The sequence below is a fragment of the Anabaena sp. WFMT genome, from assembly GCF_051781005.1.
In the GTDB taxonomy this organism is placed as follows: domain Bacteria; phylum Cyanobacteriota; class Cyanobacteriia; order Cyanobacteriales; family Nostocaceae; genus Anabaena.
Map to the genome: position 1 here is coordinate 210,475 of NZ_JBPWOA010000019.1, position 16,932 is coordinate 227,406.

At 40.2% G+C, this 16,932-nt stretch carries 14 protein-coding genes; 5 read left to right on the forward strand and 9 right to left on the reverse strand.

The window, feature by feature from the left end; all coding sequences use genetic code 11:
• Window positions 1-34 precede the first annotated feature (34 nt).
• The 3 genes from ACSQ6I_RS12485 to ACSQ6I_RS12495 form a co-directional block, all read right to left on the reverse strand.
• A complete protein-coding gene (locus ACSQ6I_RS12485) occupies window positions 35-1,300 on the reverse strand; it encodes a hypothetical protein (RefSeq protein WP_438890641.1) in 1,266 nt (421 codons plus the stop codon).
• 149 nt (window positions 1,301-1,449) lie between these two features.
• The gene (locus ACSQ6I_RS12490; RefSeq protein ID WP_438890642.1) at window positions 1,450-4,968 is read right to left on the reverse strand and encodes a response regulator; all 3,519 of its coding nucleotides are present in this window, start codon (window positions 4,966-4,968) and stop codon (window positions 1,450-1,452) included.
• Window positions 4,969-5,509: 541 nt separating this feature from the next.
• Window positions 5,510-5,665, reverse strand: a complete 156-nt coding sequence (locus tag ACSQ6I_RS12495) for a hypothetical protein (RefSeq protein WP_438890643.1) — start codon at window positions 5,663-5,665, stop codon at window positions 5,510-5,512.
• A gap of 212 nt (window positions 5,666-5,877) precedes the next feature.
• On the opposite strand from ACSQ6I_RS12495, the gene ACSQ6I_RS12500 reads away from it, so the two are divergent.
• Complete coding sequence (locus ACSQ6I_RS12500; protein ID WP_438890644.1) at window positions 5,878-6,507, forward strand: GNAT family N-acetyltransferase; 630 nt, start codon at window positions 5,878-5,880, stop codon at window positions 6,505-6,507.
• Window positions 6,508-6,949: 442 nt separating this feature from the next.
• Window positions 6,950-7,531 (forward strand): hypothetical protein, encoded by a 582-nt coding sequence (locus ACSQ6I_RS12505; protein WP_438890645.1) that lies wholly within the window; start codon window positions 6,950-6,952, stop codon window positions 7,529-7,531.
• Here ACSQ6I_RS12505 and ACSQ6I_RS12510 read toward each other — a convergent pair whose 3' ends face one another.
• The 3 genes from ACSQ6I_RS12510 to ACSQ6I_RS12520 all read right to left on the reverse strand — a co-directional run bounded on the left by ACSQ6I_RS12510 (window position 7,532) and on the right by ACSQ6I_RS12520 (window position 10,789).
• Window positions 7,532-8,683 carry a histidinol-phosphate transaminase gene (locus ACSQ6I_RS12510; protein WP_438890646.1) on the reverse strand — a complete coding sequence of 384 codons (1,152 nt, stop codon included), beginning with the start codon at window positions 8,681-8,683 and terminating at the stop codon, window positions 7,532-7,534.
• Between the two features lie 67 nt (window positions 8,684-8,750).
• Window positions 8,751-9,398, reverse strand: coding sequence for a YqiA/YcfP family alpha/beta fold hydrolase (locus tag ACSQ6I_RS12515; protein WP_438890647.1), 648 nt, complete (start codon window positions 9,396-9,398; stop codon window positions 8,751-8,753).
• Between the two features lie 29 nt (window positions 9,399-9,427).
• Window positions 9,428-10,789, reverse strand: a complete 1,362-nt coding sequence (locus ACSQ6I_RS12520; protein WP_438890648.1) for a FecR domain-containing protein — start codon at window positions 10,787-10,789, stop codon at window positions 9,428-9,430.
• A 717-nt stretch (window positions 10,790-11,506) separates the two neighbouring features.
• On the opposite strand from ACSQ6I_RS12520, the gene ACSQ6I_RS12525 reads away from it, so the two are divergent.
• A complete protein-coding gene (locus ACSQ6I_RS12525; RefSeq protein ID WP_438890649.1) occupies window positions 11,507-12,766 on the forward strand; it encodes a hypothetical protein in 1,260 nt (419 codons plus the stop codon).
• A gap of 40 nt (window positions 12,767-12,806) precedes the next feature.
• On the opposite strand, the gene ACSQ6I_RS12530 is transcribed toward ACSQ6I_RS12525, so the two are convergent.
• Window positions 12,807-13,622: a sulfurtransferase gene (locus tag ACSQ6I_RS12530; protein ID WP_438890650.1), complete on the reverse strand. Its 816-nt coding sequence runs from the start codon at window positions 13,620-13,622 to the stop codon at window positions 12,807-12,809.
• Window positions 13,623-13,649: 27 nt separating this feature from the next.
• Here ACSQ6I_RS12530 and ACSQ6I_RS12535 point away from each other — a divergent pair, with 27 nt between their 5' ends.
• Together ACSQ6I_RS12535 and glmU are read left to right on the forward strand one after the other, a co-directional pair.
• Window positions 13,650-14,564 carry a tRNA (5-methylaminomethyl-2-thiouridine)(34)-methyltransferase MnmD gene (locus ACSQ6I_RS12535; RefSeq protein ID WP_438890651.1) on the forward strand — a complete coding sequence of 305 codons (915 nt, stop codon included), beginning with the start codon at window positions 13,650-13,652 and terminating at the stop codon, window positions 14,562-14,564.
• A gap of 208 nt (window positions 14,565-14,772) precedes the next feature.
• A complete protein-coding gene (gene glmU, locus ACSQ6I_RS12540) occupies window positions 14,773-16,128 on the forward strand; it encodes a bifunctional UDP-N-acetylglucosamine diphosphorylase/glucosamine-1-phosphate N-acetyltransferase GlmU (protein WP_438890652.1) in 1,356 nt (451 codons plus the stop codon).
• A gap of 115 nt (window positions 16,129-16,243) precedes the next feature.
• Here the strand turns inward: glmU and ACSQ6I_RS12545 are convergent, their stop codons facing one another.
• On the reverse strand, window positions 16,244-16,579 hold the full coding sequence (locus ACSQ6I_RS12545) for a DUF5615 family PIN-like protein (RefSeq protein WP_438890653.1): 336 nt from the start codon (window positions 16,577-16,579) through the stop codon (window positions 16,244-16,246).
• Window positions 16,572-16,886 (reverse strand): DUF433 domain-containing protein, encoded by a 315-nt coding sequence (locus ACSQ6I_RS12550; protein ID WP_438890654.1) that lies wholly within the window; start codon window positions 16,884-16,886, stop codon window positions 16,572-16,574. Before ACSQ6I_RS12550 ends, ACSQ6I_RS12545 begins: the two co-directional genes overlap by 8 nt.
• Window positions 16,887-16,932: the final 46 nt, after the last annotated feature.

Here is a 16,932-nt window from a genome sequence, read left to right on the forward strand (position 1 = left end):
ACTTTAACATAGCTTTTCTAAAATTACAAGCTATTTATGGGGAATTTATTGGCTCAATTCTAATCCGCACATACAAATTACTCAAATCTGGTTTTGATCCATCTAGATTATAGGCAGCAAGAAAGCTCTCTTGCCTAAAAATATCATTAAGCGCTTGCTCATAGATGCTTTTTTCACTGCTGAGTATCGCCGGTTCGATGTTGATGACGATCGCTTGCTCAAAGTTACCATTTTTATCAATTACTAAACTAGCCAATATATTTGCTGGCTTAAGTCCAGAATCGCCAGGTGAAAAACTTACTTCCAATTCCTTGGTGCGACTACCTTGGTATTCTGCCAAAACATCAGGTAAAGCATCAACTCTTAATTGCTGTTGTTCTCTTAATTCGTTGACTTCATCTTTTAGTATAGGAGCAACGTTAGCGATTGCACCTCCTCCTCTTGGGGTTGGTGAATCCTCTGGATTAGGAGTTGGTGAATCCTCTGGATTAGGAGTTGGTGAATCTTCTGGATTAGGGGTTGGTGAATCCTCTGGATTAGGAGTTGGTGAATCCTCTGGATTAGGAGTTGGTGAATCTTCTGGATTAGGAGTTGGTGAATCTTCTGGAGTGGGAGTTGGTGAATCTGAGGGAAAATCGTTTGGTAATAGAGTTCCCTGACCGAGTTTGACTTCTTGACGGCGATTCCAGGGAAGGTCATTTAATGGAATTGTCTCGGTAGGTGTAGCTGTAGGTATGGCTTGTGTTGTAGGACTCGGTGATGGAATTGCCTCAGTAGGTGTAGCTGTAGGGGTGACTTGTGTTGTAGGACTCGGTGATGGAATTGTTTCAGTGGGTGTAGCTGTAGGAGTGACTTGCGCTGTGGGACTCGGTGTAGGCGGAACTGATTGATTATTAACTTCAGTATTTTTGCTCTCACCTTGCTGTGAGAGATTAAAATCAGGATTTATAACGCCATCATCTGGATTATTAGGGGTAGTTGGCGCGATTTTTGGTAAAGATGCTGTGACAGACTTTTGAGGTAACGAAGAAAATTTTGATGTAACTGTTTTAGGTGTTGAATCGGGTTTGGCAGTTGATTGTACTTGAGGCGAAATATCTATCAAATCAACCGGAATTTCAGCTTGGCTAGATTGGGGAATCCAAGGTTTAAATTCATTAGATGAGCGTAACAACCAAAAAATTAACAGGTGTAGCGAAACTGAACTTATAAATAAAATAATCCACAAAAAAGGTGGATCAGTATGTCTCCTCCAGCTTGTCGTAGAAAGTGGAGATTTATCTGTAACTGATGGTGTCATAGTGAACTTAAAACAGGATTTGACGTTTCCACTCTAAAAAGACGGCGATTCCCAAGAGCAATTCACTATTCAGGGCTGTGTCAAACAGCCGCTAGACACGTTGCTTTCAGCATTGCGCCTACTTTTTTCATATAATCCAGTATGAAAATCTATGGTTCTGGTGTAACTACAAATGTGAGAACTGTTTCATCTATACCTTTAAGTTCCAATGGACTACCTTTAGTGATTTCTTCTTCCTGTAAATAATCTGCGACGGCGGCAGAAACAAGGATGTTCCCAGGTACAGCGGCAGCTTGCAATCTAGCAGCAATATTCACGCTTGGTCCGATCGCTGTATAGTCTGCCCGTTCGGCACTTCCAAACATTCCCACAACTGCTGTGCCTTGGTGGATGCCACAGCGAAATTGTACTCCATTCCTGCCGTCAGTCTCGAATATACCTTGTTCTAGCCAACGATTATTTAACTGAATTAGGGCTTTTTGCATTCCTCTGGCTGTATTGATCGCCCGACGTACCTGTTCATTAGGTGTTAGTTCTTCTGGCGCTCCATACAAGGCTAAAATAGCATCTCCCATAAATTTATCTACAGTACCGCCATTGTTAAAAACAACTTTGGTCATGATTTCTAAATATTCATTCAGCACCTCTGCTACTTTTCGGGATCTGAGGGTGTTGGATAGTTGGGTGAAACCAACAATGTCACTAAACAATACTGTAACCAAGCGGGGTTCTGGTCGCAAGTCTAGGGATAAAGTTCCAGCGGCAGCTTTTTTTACGAGTGCAGATGGCAAAAAGCGTTTGAGAACAGATTCTGTGAGGTAGGTGTTTAATTCCAACACCCGTTTTTCATTTTCCTTCAGGGCTAAAAGATTCCTGACTGATGCTAGAAGTTCGCGGTCATTGAATGGTTTAGCTAAATAGGCATCAGCACCATATTCTGTGCTTTCAATGCGAGTTTCTTCATTAACTTTTGCTGTCAGCAAAACTATTGGCGTACCTCGCATCTGGTCTTGACTGCGGATCATCTGAATCATTTCTAGTCCAGTCACCAAGGGCATCATTAAGTCAGTGATGATCAAGTTAGGATGATTCTCTTGTGCCGAACTAAAACCTTCGTAGCCGTTGCGAGCGGTCAGTACTTGATAGCCGCTGTGACGAAGGATATCGGCCACATAGAACCGCATATCTCGGTTGTCATCTACAACTAAGATTGATTGCTCATTATTTTGAACTTGTTTGTTAGAGTCTAGAGTTTCTAACCTGGGGGATAAATTTTTGGTAATCAGTTCTGGGTTATCTCTGACTGACTCTACCTGTTCTAAGTCTGCCAATTCTACACTGGCACGATTATTATTCAGTTCCGATGGTGCTTCTAGTACTTGTTCTGGAGGTAAGTGATCTGAACCAGTCAACAGCCTTAAGCTAAATTGAGTACCTTGTCCGTAAACTGATTGTACTGTGACTTGCCCACCGTGTAGTTCTACTAGTTCTTTAACTAGGGATAAACCTAATCCACTTCCTTCATAGGTGCGGTTTTCGGAGCCTTCTGCTTGACGGAATCGCTCGAATAGGTGGGGAATTTGTTCGGAAAGAATACCAATTCCTGTGTCTTGGATTTGCAGTATGCAGCTATCGCCCTCATTGTATAATCTGACGGTGATGATACCTCCGTCAGGTGTAAATTTCATGGCATTTGACAGCAGGTTGTAAACTACTTTGTCAAATTTTTCCATATCCAAGTAGACTGTCGGACATTCTAGTAAATCGGTCAGGACTTGCAGTCCTTTTTTCTCACAGTAGAGTCGAAATGATTCCACAATTTGGGTGATAAATTCGACCATATTGCAAGGGCGGAAAGTAGGCTGCATTCTGCCAGCATCTAGACGTTGTAAATCTAGTAGTTGATTTACCAAGCGTAGGAGACGGCGAGAATTGCGGAGTGCGATCGCACTTTGGGCATGGGATAACCCTTCACCATTTTCTACCACCGATTCTAGGGGACCTTGAATCAAGGTGATAGGAGTCCGAAATTCATGGGAGATATTTTGGAAAAATTCGGTTTTTTGCCTATCTAGTTCTATTAAGCGTTCAGCTTGTTCACGAGTTTTTTGGTACAACCGTGATTGTTGTACTGCGATCGCTGCTTGGGCTGCTACTGATTTAGATAGTTCAATTTCTGATGTCAACCATTTCCGAACTTTATTTCCTTCCCTCAGAGTAATACTACCAATGCATTTACCCTCAATCAATAGAGGCACAACCATTAGCGATCGCGGTCGCATTTTTAAAGGTAAATCAAAAGCCTGGACATCTGATGAAGAATGGGTGATATCCGTAATTACCACTGGTTCTTGTGTGTGTAATATCTCTTGCAGAATCGGATTCTTGCGAATAGGAGCTTGGGAAATCGGTAATTGTGGAGTTAAAGAGCGATGCTTACTATTGAGATGATTCTCATGATGATTTTCTAAATTTTGAGAACTGTCATACAAACCCACACATTGGACAAATTCATCTTCCTCTGTCCATAAAGACAGAACACAACCATCCACTTGTAAAGCTTGTCCCAATCGTTGGGTTATTGCTGAAAATATATCTTGCGGGTCTAAGCTAGAACGAATCTCCCTAGTAATTGTATTAATCAAAGCTTCTCTCTTTGCTAAAGCTTCCACTTCTTCATAAGCATAAGCCTGAGATAAAGCCAAGGCCGCTTGATCAGCCACAATTGACACCAGTTGCACCTCTTCATCTCCCCAACTCCGGGCTTGGTAACACTGGTGTAGAGCTAATACTGCTCTAAGTTCTTGTTGACAAATCAGCGGCACAACTAAGCTAGAACAAATATTGGCAGCACTAAAAGCCGCAGCGCGTTCTGCATTCCCTTGGATGCGTTCATCATTGGCCACATCGTAAATTACCTGTACCTCATTGGTTTCCCATACTGTCTGAACTAATAGAGATAAGGGAATAATAGAGTCTAAATTCTCATCTGGTAACTTCCCATCGGGTTGGTTTGGAGGTAAAGACGAATCACTCTCTCCATGATCTTGATCTAGCGATTGAGCAGGTTTTTGGTAAGTAAATCCTTCATCTGCCAACTGCTCATCTTGGAAGGGACGTAAAAGGCAAACATCCACCTCTAACATATGCCCCACCGTATCAACAATGGTTTGCAAAATTTGCCGATAGTCTAGAGCGCTACGAATTGTATTAGTGACAGTATTAAGCAGCGATTCTCTACGAAGTGTACGAGTGAGTTCACGGGTTCTGGCTTTGAGGACATTATGTGTGTCCAAAGCTTGGCGTACAACTGCTTTAAGTTCTTCAGCTTCCCAAGGTTTAGTAACATATTTAAATACTTTGCCAGAGTTAATAGCTTCCACCAAATCTTCGACATCAGTGTAGCCAGTTAAAATAATTCGGATAATATCTGGGTATTGAGTTGCTGTCAGACTTAAAAATTCTGTACCGCTCATCATTGGCATCCTTTGATCTGAGATGATCACGGATACGTCTCCTTCTTGTGCCAGCAGTTCTAGCGCTGCAGGCCCAGAGTTAGCCCTCAGTACCTGATACTCGCGATAGAAACTGCGGTAAAGCAAGTCAAGGTTGTCTGGTTCATCATCGACAACTAAAATTTTCGGCTTACTGTTTGCTTGTGATGTCATGCACCGCTTTCCTGCTGCAACGGCAGTCGGATAAAGAATAGTCTGATCAGGTCAATATATTTCTGAGTCAGGTAAGGTTCGAGCATTTCGACCAAAAAACTGTTAGGCCACATGACTACTAAGTATAAGAGTGTTTATTCACAATAATTGTAAATAGCTGGTATTGACTGGTTAAAAAGGTAAAATGCAGTTGATTCCAGCGTCATTTTTGATTCATCATGTTGATTTTCACTGAGAAAATCTTTCCTCATCTCCTTTTATAACCTGCTTGGACTACATAAGGCGCTTCCATCTGGATAAAAAATCACCATAAAGCGGTATATTAAGTTTTCCCATTCCAGCAGTTGCACTAACACTTGGCGGTCAATTTTATTTATCATAGTCATGATATAGCCATGAATATTACAATAGTCATATTTAAAGTTAAAGTATACTATTAAACAAGTACTTGTTTCCAAGTTAGCACTCAGACAGGTGCTAGAGTTAGGTAAATTGAGAACCGGAGATGCTGAAAACCTGATTTTACTCTAAGAGTAGTTTCTCAACCATGAGAGTCGGTATTCACACTAGCCAAATCACTGTCAACTAGTTGTTTACTAAAGATACCACTCATCTCTGATAAAAATGCAGGGCGAAAACCCTGTGGCTTTAGTCCAGAGATATAAGCTTCCCAGAGGGTAAGCCTCCTTGGAGACATTGGTTCCGCCAGTGAGACTTTGTTTTTCTACCACCAATAGCTTGAAGAAGGCTGGTGGCAGGTGGTGCGATTACAGGGGCATTCAGATCCCTCAGTCATTGTAGACCGTTAAACCATCATATATTTAACGAGATCCCTGAACATGATTGAGCAAGGTAAAAGAGCATAATCTAAGATAATTATCGTTTAATCAAATTAATCCTAAACTCGCTTTGAAATCCTGGTTTTTTCACCAACACTACCAAAAGTCAGTTACAGATGCTCGCATTCCCAATTCCTGGCAACTCCAAATTCGTGCGGCTACATCTGCTGATTTGCCTGGTATTGCCCAAATAATTTCTGAAAGTTTTCACTCCCAAAAAGGTTTGTGGGGGTGGGCTTTTCCATTATTTCGTTTGGGAATTTATGAAGATTTAAGATATCGTCTAGCGTCAAGGACACCTCATCACGTTTGTTTGGTGGCTGTTGACAGTAGTATAAGTGGAACTGATCAAATACTGGGAACTGTAGAACTGGGTATACGCTTCAGCGATTCCTGGGCAAATGTTCACAAGTCTTTTCCCTACTTATCTAATTTAGCTGTTGATCCCAAATACCGTAGATATGGCTTGGCTTCTAGTTTACTTATTAGCTGTGAACAAGTCTGCCAAGATTGGGGGTTTCAAGATTTATATCTCCATGTTTTGGAAAATAACTATCAAGCTAGGCAACTTTATTTTAAGCTGGGATATCGGGTACATAAGGTTGAATCTCATTGGAATACCTTTTTCCTCAACTCCTCGCGGCAGATTTTTTTGCATAAACACCTGATTAGTAAAGCTTCTCAACGAGACGCTACATAAATGTAGCTAGGGAAAAGAAGGGAGCTTGTCACTTTACGCTAATTCGCATTTAAACTATATATACCTGCTCATAAATTTACATGAGCATATTGTCAAGATTTATGGCAGAAAATTTATGGAAAGGAAAGAAAAGCTCACAAAACAGTGGTTGCACAGATTAACATTTCTGGAAATCTTTATGCTAACTTTGTATTGTCAATTTAATCTTTATAAAAACTTTAAAAAAGTCTCCTGCTGTTGGAGACAAATTCAGTTAGATTCCATAGTATATGGGTATATAATTGTAAACAATACCGATTTAGTCATTAATAATTCACTTAGATATCACTGAAAAATTTTTGAACATAGAAACAAAATCAGAAACTTAGTTTAATTAAACAGCTAGTTCGTGGAAGTCTAGAAGTGCATAATCCTACTACCTTGATCAAAAGTTTGAGAGAAAATGGATAGCGAACAACGCCGACGCTATCAGACTATGTTGCTATCAACATATTGCCCTGAAACTAGTTTCCTGGACAAATTTGTCATGCGAGATGGAACTGAGAGATGGCGATGTTCGCAGCAGGCATCGCATGGATCTAATATTCTTGCGTCTCTGCATAGTGGAAAAGTATTCATTGTTAATAGTCGTAAGCGGAATGGGTTAATAATATTTAAACGCTATCATGCAGAGTTTGCTGGGCCAGGCGCAGTGGTAGGCGGTAATTATGATAGTGATTGTCAATTTGTACTACCTATAGGCAATCTATCGTTATTAGATGCTGAATCTCATGAAGATCGTGAAAAAGCTTACTTGATTAGGCGACAATGGATTCGTTTAATCAAACAAATTACAGAAAACTCTGTTTCTAGTCAGAGAGTACAAAAAATTCTCGATCAATTTGAACAGTATTTCCCTGCTGATGTAGTTGCTGATCTGCCAGATGTGGCTTTTGCTATGTTAGTGGGTGTGCTGCCGCAAACGGTAGCAATAGTGAGACGTTTGGGCAGTGATTTAGATGACTATATTAATAATCACGAATAGTTAATAAGATTCCAGATTTGCCAAGGCAGTTTGTAGTCGATTGAGGGTACGGACGTTTTCGGCGGGTGTTCCTACGGTAATTCGCAATCCACCAGGAAGTAGGCGCACAAGAGTTCCTTGGTTTCTGAGTGTTTGGTGGAGATTTTTTAAAGTAGTGTCTGCTGGGTGAGAAGAATTTGGTTGGAGACGCAGGTAAATAAAGTTGGTATCACTGGCTGTAATTGCTAATGCTGGGTGTGAAGATAAAGCTGTGATGAGTTTGCTGCGTTCACTCAAGGTTTGGGGAATTGATGAGAGTAAAAGTTGGCGATTTTGTAAAGCTACTAAGGCCGAAGCAATGGAAAAACTGGGGAGATTGTAGGGTAGACGAACTTTTTCTAAAATAGCGATCGCATCTGGATGACCTACACAATAGCCTACCCGCATCGCTGCTAACCGAAAAGCTTTGGAAAAAGTCCTTAGCACTACCCAATTAGGACGCTGTGCTAATTCCCCAACTAAGGTAGTTTGGCTAAATTCAAAATAAGCTTCATCAATCACTACCAAAATCTGCTCTGGTAGACTAGCTAACCAGTTTAATTCTGCCGCAGTTAAGCAATTGGCGGTTGGGGAATTGGGATGAACAACAAAAACTGCCCGAATAGGAGGATTTTGAGTGGCTTCCAGGGCAGATTGTGCCGCTTTTAAGTCCATTGCAAAATTGTTTTCATCTCTACCCACTGTCACCACAGGAATGCCCAAGGTTTGCGCCAAAATCGCGTACATGGAAAAAGTGGGGTTGGCAACTAAAATAGTACCTTCACCGCCTAAACAGGTGGCAATCAATAAAGAACGGATGAGTTCATCTGAACCATTACCGACGGAAATATTTGCAGCAGTCACAAGAGAGGATGAAAGATTAGCTGACTCATTGACATATTGTGCGATCGCATCTTTGAGTGTCTCATGTCCACCATCAGGATAACGATTGCTTTCAATGACTTGTTGAAAAGTCCACGCTAATTTTTCTTTGATTTCCACTGGCAAATCATAGGGACTTTCATTAGTATCCAGCCGATCAAATTGCGTGGCAACGGGTTCGGCTGTAGTACTGCTGGGGTGGGGTTTATAAGCGGTAAATTGGGCTAAATCTGAGCGAATAAATGGAAGCATAATTCGTAATTCGTAATTGAAGGCAGGAGTCAGGGGGCAGAAGAAAACTCAATACTGTCCCTCATCTTCACCCAATCCCTAAGTGACAGAATGAGCAAATGGCTTGCCAAATTTCGGCTGTAACATTGCCCAAAGCGTGATCGCTATCAAGTTCTATTAATTCTACCCAAGGACGGGAACTTGCAAATTCACGACTAGCAGTAATCGGAATCACATCATCTTGTTTACCGTGCAGGATTAAGGTGGGAATGGGACGTTGGATATTTTTTTCTTGGTATTGGGCAGCATCGGTGAGGAAATTATAACTTAGGGGTAGCGATCGCTCTTCCCCATAGTGATGTACTAAGAGATATTGGTCTTTTTGCCAACGTTGCAGCGCTTCATCTCCTAACTTGGGCAACCAATGAGATAAAAAACCAAAAGCTGGTGCTAATAAAACCAAGCGTTGTACCTGTGAGAATTTTTCCCCTAAATAAGCAGCTGTCAAACCACCTAAACTAGAACCAATCAGAGTTACAGGTACGGAATCATCCACTGGGAATTCAGCAGCGACTTGATTTAGCTGACGGGTAATTGTCAGATGGGAAAAATCGCCGGCATTTAAATCGGGTATTTTCAGTTTGATGTGAATTTGGGAAAAGCGATCGCTTATATCCTGGGCTTTTGTTGATTTAGGACTAGAAGCAAAGCCGTGAAGATAGATAAATGAATTCAAATTGATTTCCCCGACCTAATATTACGTTACTAATTATTGCCATTACCCTGACCATTACCCTGACCATTACCCTGACCATTACCCTGACCATTACCCTGACCATTACCCTGACCATTACCCTGACCATTACCCTGACCATTACCATTGCCATTACCCTGACCATTGCCATTACCCTGACCATTACCCTGACCATTACCATTGCCATTACCCTGACCATTGCCATTACCCTGACCATTACCCTGACCATTACCATTGCCATTACCCTGACCATTGCCATTACCCTGACCATTGCCCTGACCATTGCCATTACCTTCACCATTGCCATTATCCTGACCATTGCCATTACCCTGACCATTGCCATTGCCCTGACCATTGCCATTACCTTCACCATTGCCATTACCCTGACCATTGCCTTGACCATTACCCTGACCATTGCCCTGATTATTCTCCTTGAGAACCTCTCCTGTTTGGATAAAAGTATCTTTGAAACCACCAGGATTGTTTCTAATAGAGTCTCTTTCTACATTGCCTCTCGAAGGACGGTTACTTCGTTGATCACGCCCAACACCATTATTGTTATTTAACGGTTCATCACGCCCGACACCATTATTACCAGATGAATTACCGGCATTAAAATTTTTATGTAAAAAAGATGGATTATCAATTAATCCCTGTCCTGTGATTGGTTTTTGCGCTGCTAAAGCTGCGGTAGTTTCAGCTTGAACACTTGCCAGTTCTGAATCTGGTATAGACGTAGAATTTTGCCTATTTAAATCGAATCCACGTACTAAATCACTATTGTCATAAAAATTTTTCAAGTCAAAATCGTATAATCCTTGAAATTCACCTTTGACTACAACCATTAATTGTCCTGCTTCCAGAACAACATTTTGCGAAGCTTCCTTGTTAGCAACTTCAATACCGCTATTTGTTAACGCACCAATAATCGTCGTATCTGATTCCTTGTTATAGCGAACAAACAATGCTGAACCGCGAATTGCTGCTGCTGCATTCGGTGTCTTAATACGTGTTTGTCCTCTTCCAGGTGGAATGAGTAGTAAAACAGTGCCGTTAGTTAGTGTAAAATCTCGTGTTTGCGGCAAAAATCTAAATACCGCTTGTTCCCCAACCCTAGCTACAGAACCATCATTAAAGCGTAAATCAGCTAGGGAAGCTCGACCTGTAGATAAACCATCGCCAGGATTTATGGTGTCTAATTTCCGTGCAGGACGGGTCAGAGAATTATTTTTAGGGATCAGCTGCACCAAATTACGGAGTTGCTGAATTTCTCCTTGGGTCAGAGGTGTGATGGCATTGACTCGATGTGCAAAAGGTAAGACTGTCAATACCCATAAACCCAAAACCAACTGAGGTAAAAATTTATTAAACATAATATTGATAATTTTTCTTTAACTGGTAATAACTTGGTTAATTTTTATATATTATGTCTAATAATCTGATACCATTTATAGTATGAATACTTAAATAAACAATTTAATTAAATTTATTTAACAAATTCCGGTTATTTAAGTCTCTCTGCAACCAACAAGCGGCAATTTTTATCGCTATGTTTAAATTTTTGGTACAAAACTTAATTACGTATTACAGCGGATTTCATTTAAATGAGATACAAACTTGAATAATGAAACTCTTGTGGTGCGGGCATACTTCGACTAGCTCAGTACAAGTCTTGCCCGCTGGGTATGTACCTCCCAACAGCGAAATTCGCTGTATATTATTTTAGTTTTTTGTTAAATTTATGTTACTTACAAAAAAATATACTCTGGCTATATATCAATTAATATAAAATGATACTTAAGAGGGTGTTTGAAAGGTTGGAAAAGGTATAATTTGTCATTCTGTATTCCTTACGGGAGCGTTAGCCATGTGGAACAAAGTGGAACGTATCCCTAACGGGAGCCGTAGGCTCTAGAATCTAGGGTTTGAGCGATTACTCGAAGATGCTGAAGCCTCCGACACGCTCCGCGTTCACAAAGTGTCCCGAAGGGATACACTACGTAGCGCAACGTACCCTACGAGAAGCAAGCTACAGCATGACTTTTCAAACATCCTCTAAGATTTGCTAACTGCGATTAACACTATACAAGATGCAAACCAAGATAGGAAAAAATTTGTTATTGGCAATTTTGTTAGTTTTTAGTGGTGGACAATGCTGTTGCATGGGTATAAACAGAAGTTGTTCTGCCCAAGCAGAGACAAAACTAAATCAAAAAGCTTTAGTATCAAATATAACTAATTTACTCTTGTTAGAGACAAGTCAGGAAACAAGTGAGTTACTGATTATATACTTAGAGACACCGCCACATCTAGAATCGCTAACGCCTGAAATCAAGCAAGCGCTAAGGGAAGAATCGGGGAAGAATCAACAGTCACTTAGCTCAGTCCCACCAAACAATCAAACTGATAATGTGCCTCAATTATCTCCTGAATTAGCAGCGCAACTGTTAGATCCACCTCTAATAGATGATATGGGGAAGACACAGACACTTTCCCAGTCTCTAGAAGAGCAACAACCGTCTTCTGGGGAAGCAAATGAAGAACAGGAGTTAATATTAAGAGTGCGGCCAAGACCCTTGCAAGAAATACCACCACAGCAAGATAAACCCGCAGATCAATTTCAACCCATAGGATATTTAAGGGGTAATGTCGGCTATTTTCAGACAAGTAATATTTTCTCTACCAGTGAAGATCAAATAAAGGATGGTTTAATTTTTTCTGGACTGACACTGGCTTCAGCGTATTTTCCCATCGGATCTAATACTTATTTAAATGGCTCAATTAATGGCAGTTTGATTCGTTATCTAGACCAATCACAATTCAATTATAATCAGGTACGATTCAATCTGGGTCTTTATCAAGAAATAACGCGGGAAATGTATGCGGAATTTAGTTTGAGTAATCAACAATTATTTTATTCTAAAAATAGTGATTTCTTTGCAGCCGGAGATAGGTTTTTAAATGAAAATTCTGTGCAGCTATCTTTGGGAAGACGGGAGACACTCACAGATAAGTTGACATTAGATAGCCTTTATGAATTGAGTGTAAACTTTTCTGACCCAGACAGACGAAGTCGTTTAGTAAATTCTTTATGGCTTTCTTTAAGCTATTACTTGGAAAAACCCTTACAAGTTGGTCTGAACTACCAGTTTAGCTTGTCAGATTTTACCCAACGCGACAGAGAAGACCAATTTCATCGTTTATTTGGACATTTAAATTATCGTGTATCTGACACGAATAGTTTGAATTTGCAAGGTGGTGTTAATTTTGGTGGTTCCACAACTCCCAATATTGATTTTTCCAGTTGGTTCTTTAGTGTTAATTACGGTTTTGAATTAGGACGATTCTAAATAATTTGTAATTTGTAAGCTTAACATTTATCACCAATAACTAATGACTAATCCAATCACTCCAACTACCAGCGTAGAGTTTACCTTTGGAAATTCCTGCAATTTCTAAAGAAAGTAAATTTACACAAGCTGTTACACCAGAACCGCAATAGACTACAATTTCTTTAGCTGCCTCTAGTTGTTTCCACCGTTGATGTTGTTCTGATTGGGGGAGTAGAAAACCATTCGCGTCGGTTACTTCTTGCCAGGGATAGTTTACAGCACCAGGAATATGACCGGCAATTTTATCAATGGGTTCTCGTTCTCCGCGATAGCGATCGCTCTCTCTTGCATCTACCAAAACTACATCTGGACGATCTTTACGATTTTTAACGTAAGTATAATCTACGACTTTGTACGCTTGTAATTGCGGAATAAATTCCCCCATTCTATCTGATGGAACAGCTTCTGAGACAGGATAGCCAGCCTTTTGCCAACCAGCGAAACCCCCATCTAAAACGGCTACTTGCTCATGTCCCAAATACCGTAATAACCACCACAAACGAGACGCAAACGCCAAGCGAGAATCATCGTAAGCGACTACCAAAGTTTTTTGGTAATTAACCCCGATTTTCGCTAATTTATCAGCTAAATCACTGATATTAGGTAAAGGATGTCTTCCTCCATGTTCTCCCACAGGACTAGATAAATCTTGATTTAAATCTAAATAGTAAGATCCTGCTATATGACTTTCTTGATATTGCTTTTGTCCCAATTGCGAATCAGCCAGAGAAAAGCGACAATCGACAATTACAACTTGGGAATCGTTAAGATGTTCAAATAACCATTTAGGAGAGACAACAACTGTAGTAGTCATTAGTTATTAATTATTTAGTTTAGTATTATGAACAAAATATCAGATCCAGATAATTTTACACCCCAACAAACACAAGATGGTTCTTTTACCTTCTTTTCGGAAGAATTTGAAGAGGCTTTTCACAGCCATTTTGGAGCTAGACAAGAGACTTATTTGAAGTTTGTACTTCCTAGTCAAGTCCAGAAAGCAGCCGGAAATGGAATAGTCAGGATCTTAGATGTTTGTTATGGTCTAGGATACAACACAGCCGCCGCTTTACAGGTAATTTGGGAGGCAAATCCCATTTGTTATGTTGAAGTCATTGGTTTAGAAATAAATCCAGCAGTCCCCAAAGCAGCCATTAACCAGCGTATATTCTATGATTGGGACTATGAGTTTAGACAAATCCTGAGTGAACTAGCTTTTAAGCATCAATCTTATACAGAACGCTTGAAAGCAAAGTTACTCATAGGTGATGCTAGAGAATCAATTCAGATATTACATCAGTCAGGTTTCCAAGCTGATGCCATTTTTCTTGACCCCTTTTCACCACCGCAATGTCCGCAGTTATGGACTGTGGAATTTATACAAAAACTCGCCTTGTGTTTACATCAAAATGGCTTAATAGCGACTTATTCCTGTGCTGCGGCTGTACGCACTGCACTTTTAGCAGCTGGCTTAGTTATAGGTTCTACAACACCCATAGGAAGGCATACACCTGGTACTATAGCAGCATATCCCAAAGATGAGTCGGTGGATAGTTGGGGAGATGAGGACGAAGAAATTATTCCAATTCCTCCTCTTTCGGAAGAGGAAAAAGAACATTTACAAACTCGTGCGGCTATTCCTTATCGTGATCCTCAATTGAGAGATGCTGCTGAAGTTATAATTAGGCGACGACAACAAGAGCAAAAAGCTTCTGTTTTAGAATCTACCTCTCAGTGGAAAAAAAGGTGGAATTAAAATATTTTGTCATTCGTATGACATACAAACACCCCTCCCCGCAAGCGAGGTAGAGGCTATGATAACTATGATGTACCGGATCTGATGTGATTAGGGAACGCTATATAATTTGTTAAAATTTCAGTCTGTATTGATTAACTGATATGATTTGAGTCTGATTCGGAAAATACTAAAAAGATTGTTCATTGTAATTTACTGATATTTAATTATGGTTGTTGTAGCAATTCTCGCAGCAGGAAAAGGAACAAGAATGAAATCGAATCTGCCTAAAGTTTTACATTCTTTGGGTGGAAAATCTTTAGTTGAGCGCGTTATTGAAAGCGTCGAACCTCTTTCACCTTCACACAGGTTAGTGATTGTTGGATATCAGTCTCAAGAAGTGAAAACTGCTTTGGTGTCAATTCCTGCATTGGAGTTTGTGGAACAGACTGTACAATTAGGTACAGGTCATGCTATTCAGCAATTAATTCCCCATTTAGAAGGTTATACTGGCGATTTGTTGATTTTGAATGGTGATGTACCTTTGTTGCGTACAGAAACTTTGAAAAATCTTTTACAAACCCACAAAGAAAACCAAAATTCCTGTACTATTCTGACTGCACAGTTATCAAATCCTCAAGGCTACGGCAGGGTTTTTTGTGATAGTGATGGTGTTGTGCAACAAATGGTTGAAGATAAAGATTGCACTTCTAGCCAAAAAGAAAATAATCGCGTTAATGCCGGAATTTATTGTTTCCGTTGGCCAGATTTAGCAAGGTTTCTGCCTCAATTAGAAGCTAATAATGCCCAGAAAGAATATTATCTCACAGATGCTGTTACCCAAGTGGGTAAAGTGATGGCTGTAGATGTGAAAGATTATCAAGAAATTTTAGGAATTAATGATAGATTGCAGTTAGCTACGGCTAACGATATTCTGCAAAGACGTATTAAGGAAAAATGGTTATTAGCAGGTGTGACGCTGATTGATCCGGCAAGTATTACTATTGATGAAACGGTTGAATTACAGCCAGATGTAATTATTGAACCTCAAACCCACTTGCGTGGTAAGACTGTGATTCAGTCCGGTAGTCGCATTGGACCTGGGAGTTTAATTGAAAATAGCGATTTGGGTGGAAATGTGACTGTTCAGTATTCTGTAATCACGGATAGCTTTGTCCAGGAGGGAACTAAGATTGGTCCCTATGCTCATTTGCGTGGTCATGCAGAAGTGGGTGCTAATTGTCGAATTGGTAATTTTGTGGAGTTGAAAAACACGCAATTGGGCGATCGCACTAATGTAGCTCATTTATCCTATTTAGGCGATACTACAGCCGGAACTCAAGTCAATATCGGTGCGGGGACAATTACTGCAAACTACGACGGTGTGAAGAAACATCGGACAAGAATAGGCGATCGCACCAAAACAGGTTCTAATAGTGTTTTAGTTGCACCTATTATTGTGGGCAATGATGTCTACATAGCCGCAGGTTCAACGGTGACAGAAGATGTCGCTAATGATTCTTTGGTAATTGCACGGAGTCGTCAAGTTGTAAAACCAGGTTGGCGGAAAAAAACTGAAAGTTGAAGTTTCGTAGGGTGCGTTCCTAACGCACCTTTTTACGCAGAAATTTGATTAATGCTTATTTTATCAATTATCTGTTCTCGTACCTAATTGGCAGTAACTACAACTATTTGCTTCTTTACAGATATTCAATTCTATTCTTCATCTCCTCAAGATTAGCGACTTCATAAAGCAAGATCAGCATCCGAATGATGTAACCAATTGATTTTGTATCTTTACGACAATAAACAATGCCACTATGATCAACTCCTTGATGATTGAGAATCAGAAAATCATCATCGTGTGTAACTAGCACGCGAGACTGTTCGTTAGCAAAATCTAACTGCACTTGATCACTCTTTGCTAAAAGATTTGCCCCCTGTGTAGTCGTCACGTCAATACCAGCCTGTCTCAAAGCTAAAGCAATATCAGGATCAACATTTTCATCGAGGTGAAATTGAATGCGTCTAGGCATATTTTCTCATAGCATCGAGTTTTTCCTGTAACAGCGAAGGACTATTGAGACTTTCTATTTCAGCATAAGCTTCTGCATCGGCAATTTGCTGGTCAATTTCGTTCCGATGCTCATAGTAAAATGCTATAGCTACATGAACTGATGCTAGTGAAAGCTGATATTTACCAGCAATTTCTTCTAAAGAATGCCCCATGCGAAGATACATAATGGCAACATCAGCAACTGTAATTCTTGTTCCAGTGATACGCGGCTTACCACTACGAATTCCAGGAGTAAGTTCAATATAATTGCCCAAGTTGTTTTCCATAAATATTTTTATTTAGTAGAAATTAGCTTTAGTTTAACCAAATCTC

Bases quoted from the DNA above. Each gene is read 5' to 3' on its own strand.
- ACSQ6I_RS12495 (WP_438890643.1), bottom strand. From the start codon at position 5,665: ATGTCTCCAAGGAGGCTTACCCTCTGGGAAGCTTATATCTCTGGACTA.
- glmU (WP_438890652.1), top strand. From the start codon at position 14,773: ATGGTTGTTGTAGCAATTCTCGCAGCAGGAAAAGGAACAAGAATGAAA.
- ACSQ6I_RS12545 (WP_438890653.1), bottom strand. From the start codon at position 16,579: ATGCCTAGACGCATTCAATTTCACCTCGATGAAAATGTTGATCCTGAT.
- ACSQ6I_RS12485 (WP_438890641.1), bottom strand. From the start codon at position 1,300: ATGACACCATCAGTTACAGATAAATCTCCACTTTCTACGACAAGCTGG.
- ACSQ6I_RS12535 (WP_438890651.1), top strand. From the start codon at position 13,650: ATGAACAAAATATCAGATCCAGATAATTTTACACCCCAACAAACACAA.
- ACSQ6I_RS12490 (WP_438890642.1), bottom strand. From the start codon at position 4,968: ATGACATCACAAGCAAACAGTAAGCCGAAAATTTTAGTTGTCGATGAT.
- ACSQ6I_RS12520 (WP_438890648.1), bottom strand. From the start codon at position 10,789: ATGTTTAATAAATTTTTACCTCAGTTGGTTTTGGGTTTATGGGTATTG.
- ACSQ6I_RS12530 (WP_438890650.1), bottom strand. From the start codon at position 13,622: ATGACTACTACAGTTGTTGTCTCTCCTAAATGGTTATTTGAACATCTT.
- ACSQ6I_RS12505 (WP_438890645.1), top strand. From the start codon at position 6,950: ATGGATAGCGAACAACGCCGACGCTATCAGACTATGTTGCTATCAACA.
- ACSQ6I_RS12550 (WP_438890654.1), bottom strand. From the start codon at position 16,886: ATGGAAAACAACTTGGGCAATTATATTGAACTTACTCCTGGAATTCGT.
- ACSQ6I_RS12510 (WP_438890646.1), bottom strand. From the start codon at position 8,683: ATGCTTCCATTTATTCGCTCAGATTTAGCCCAATTTACCGCTTATAAA.
- ACSQ6I_RS12525 (WP_438890649.1), top strand. From the start codon at position 11,507: ATGCAAACCAAGATAGGAAAAAATTTGTTATTGGCAATTTTGTTAGTT.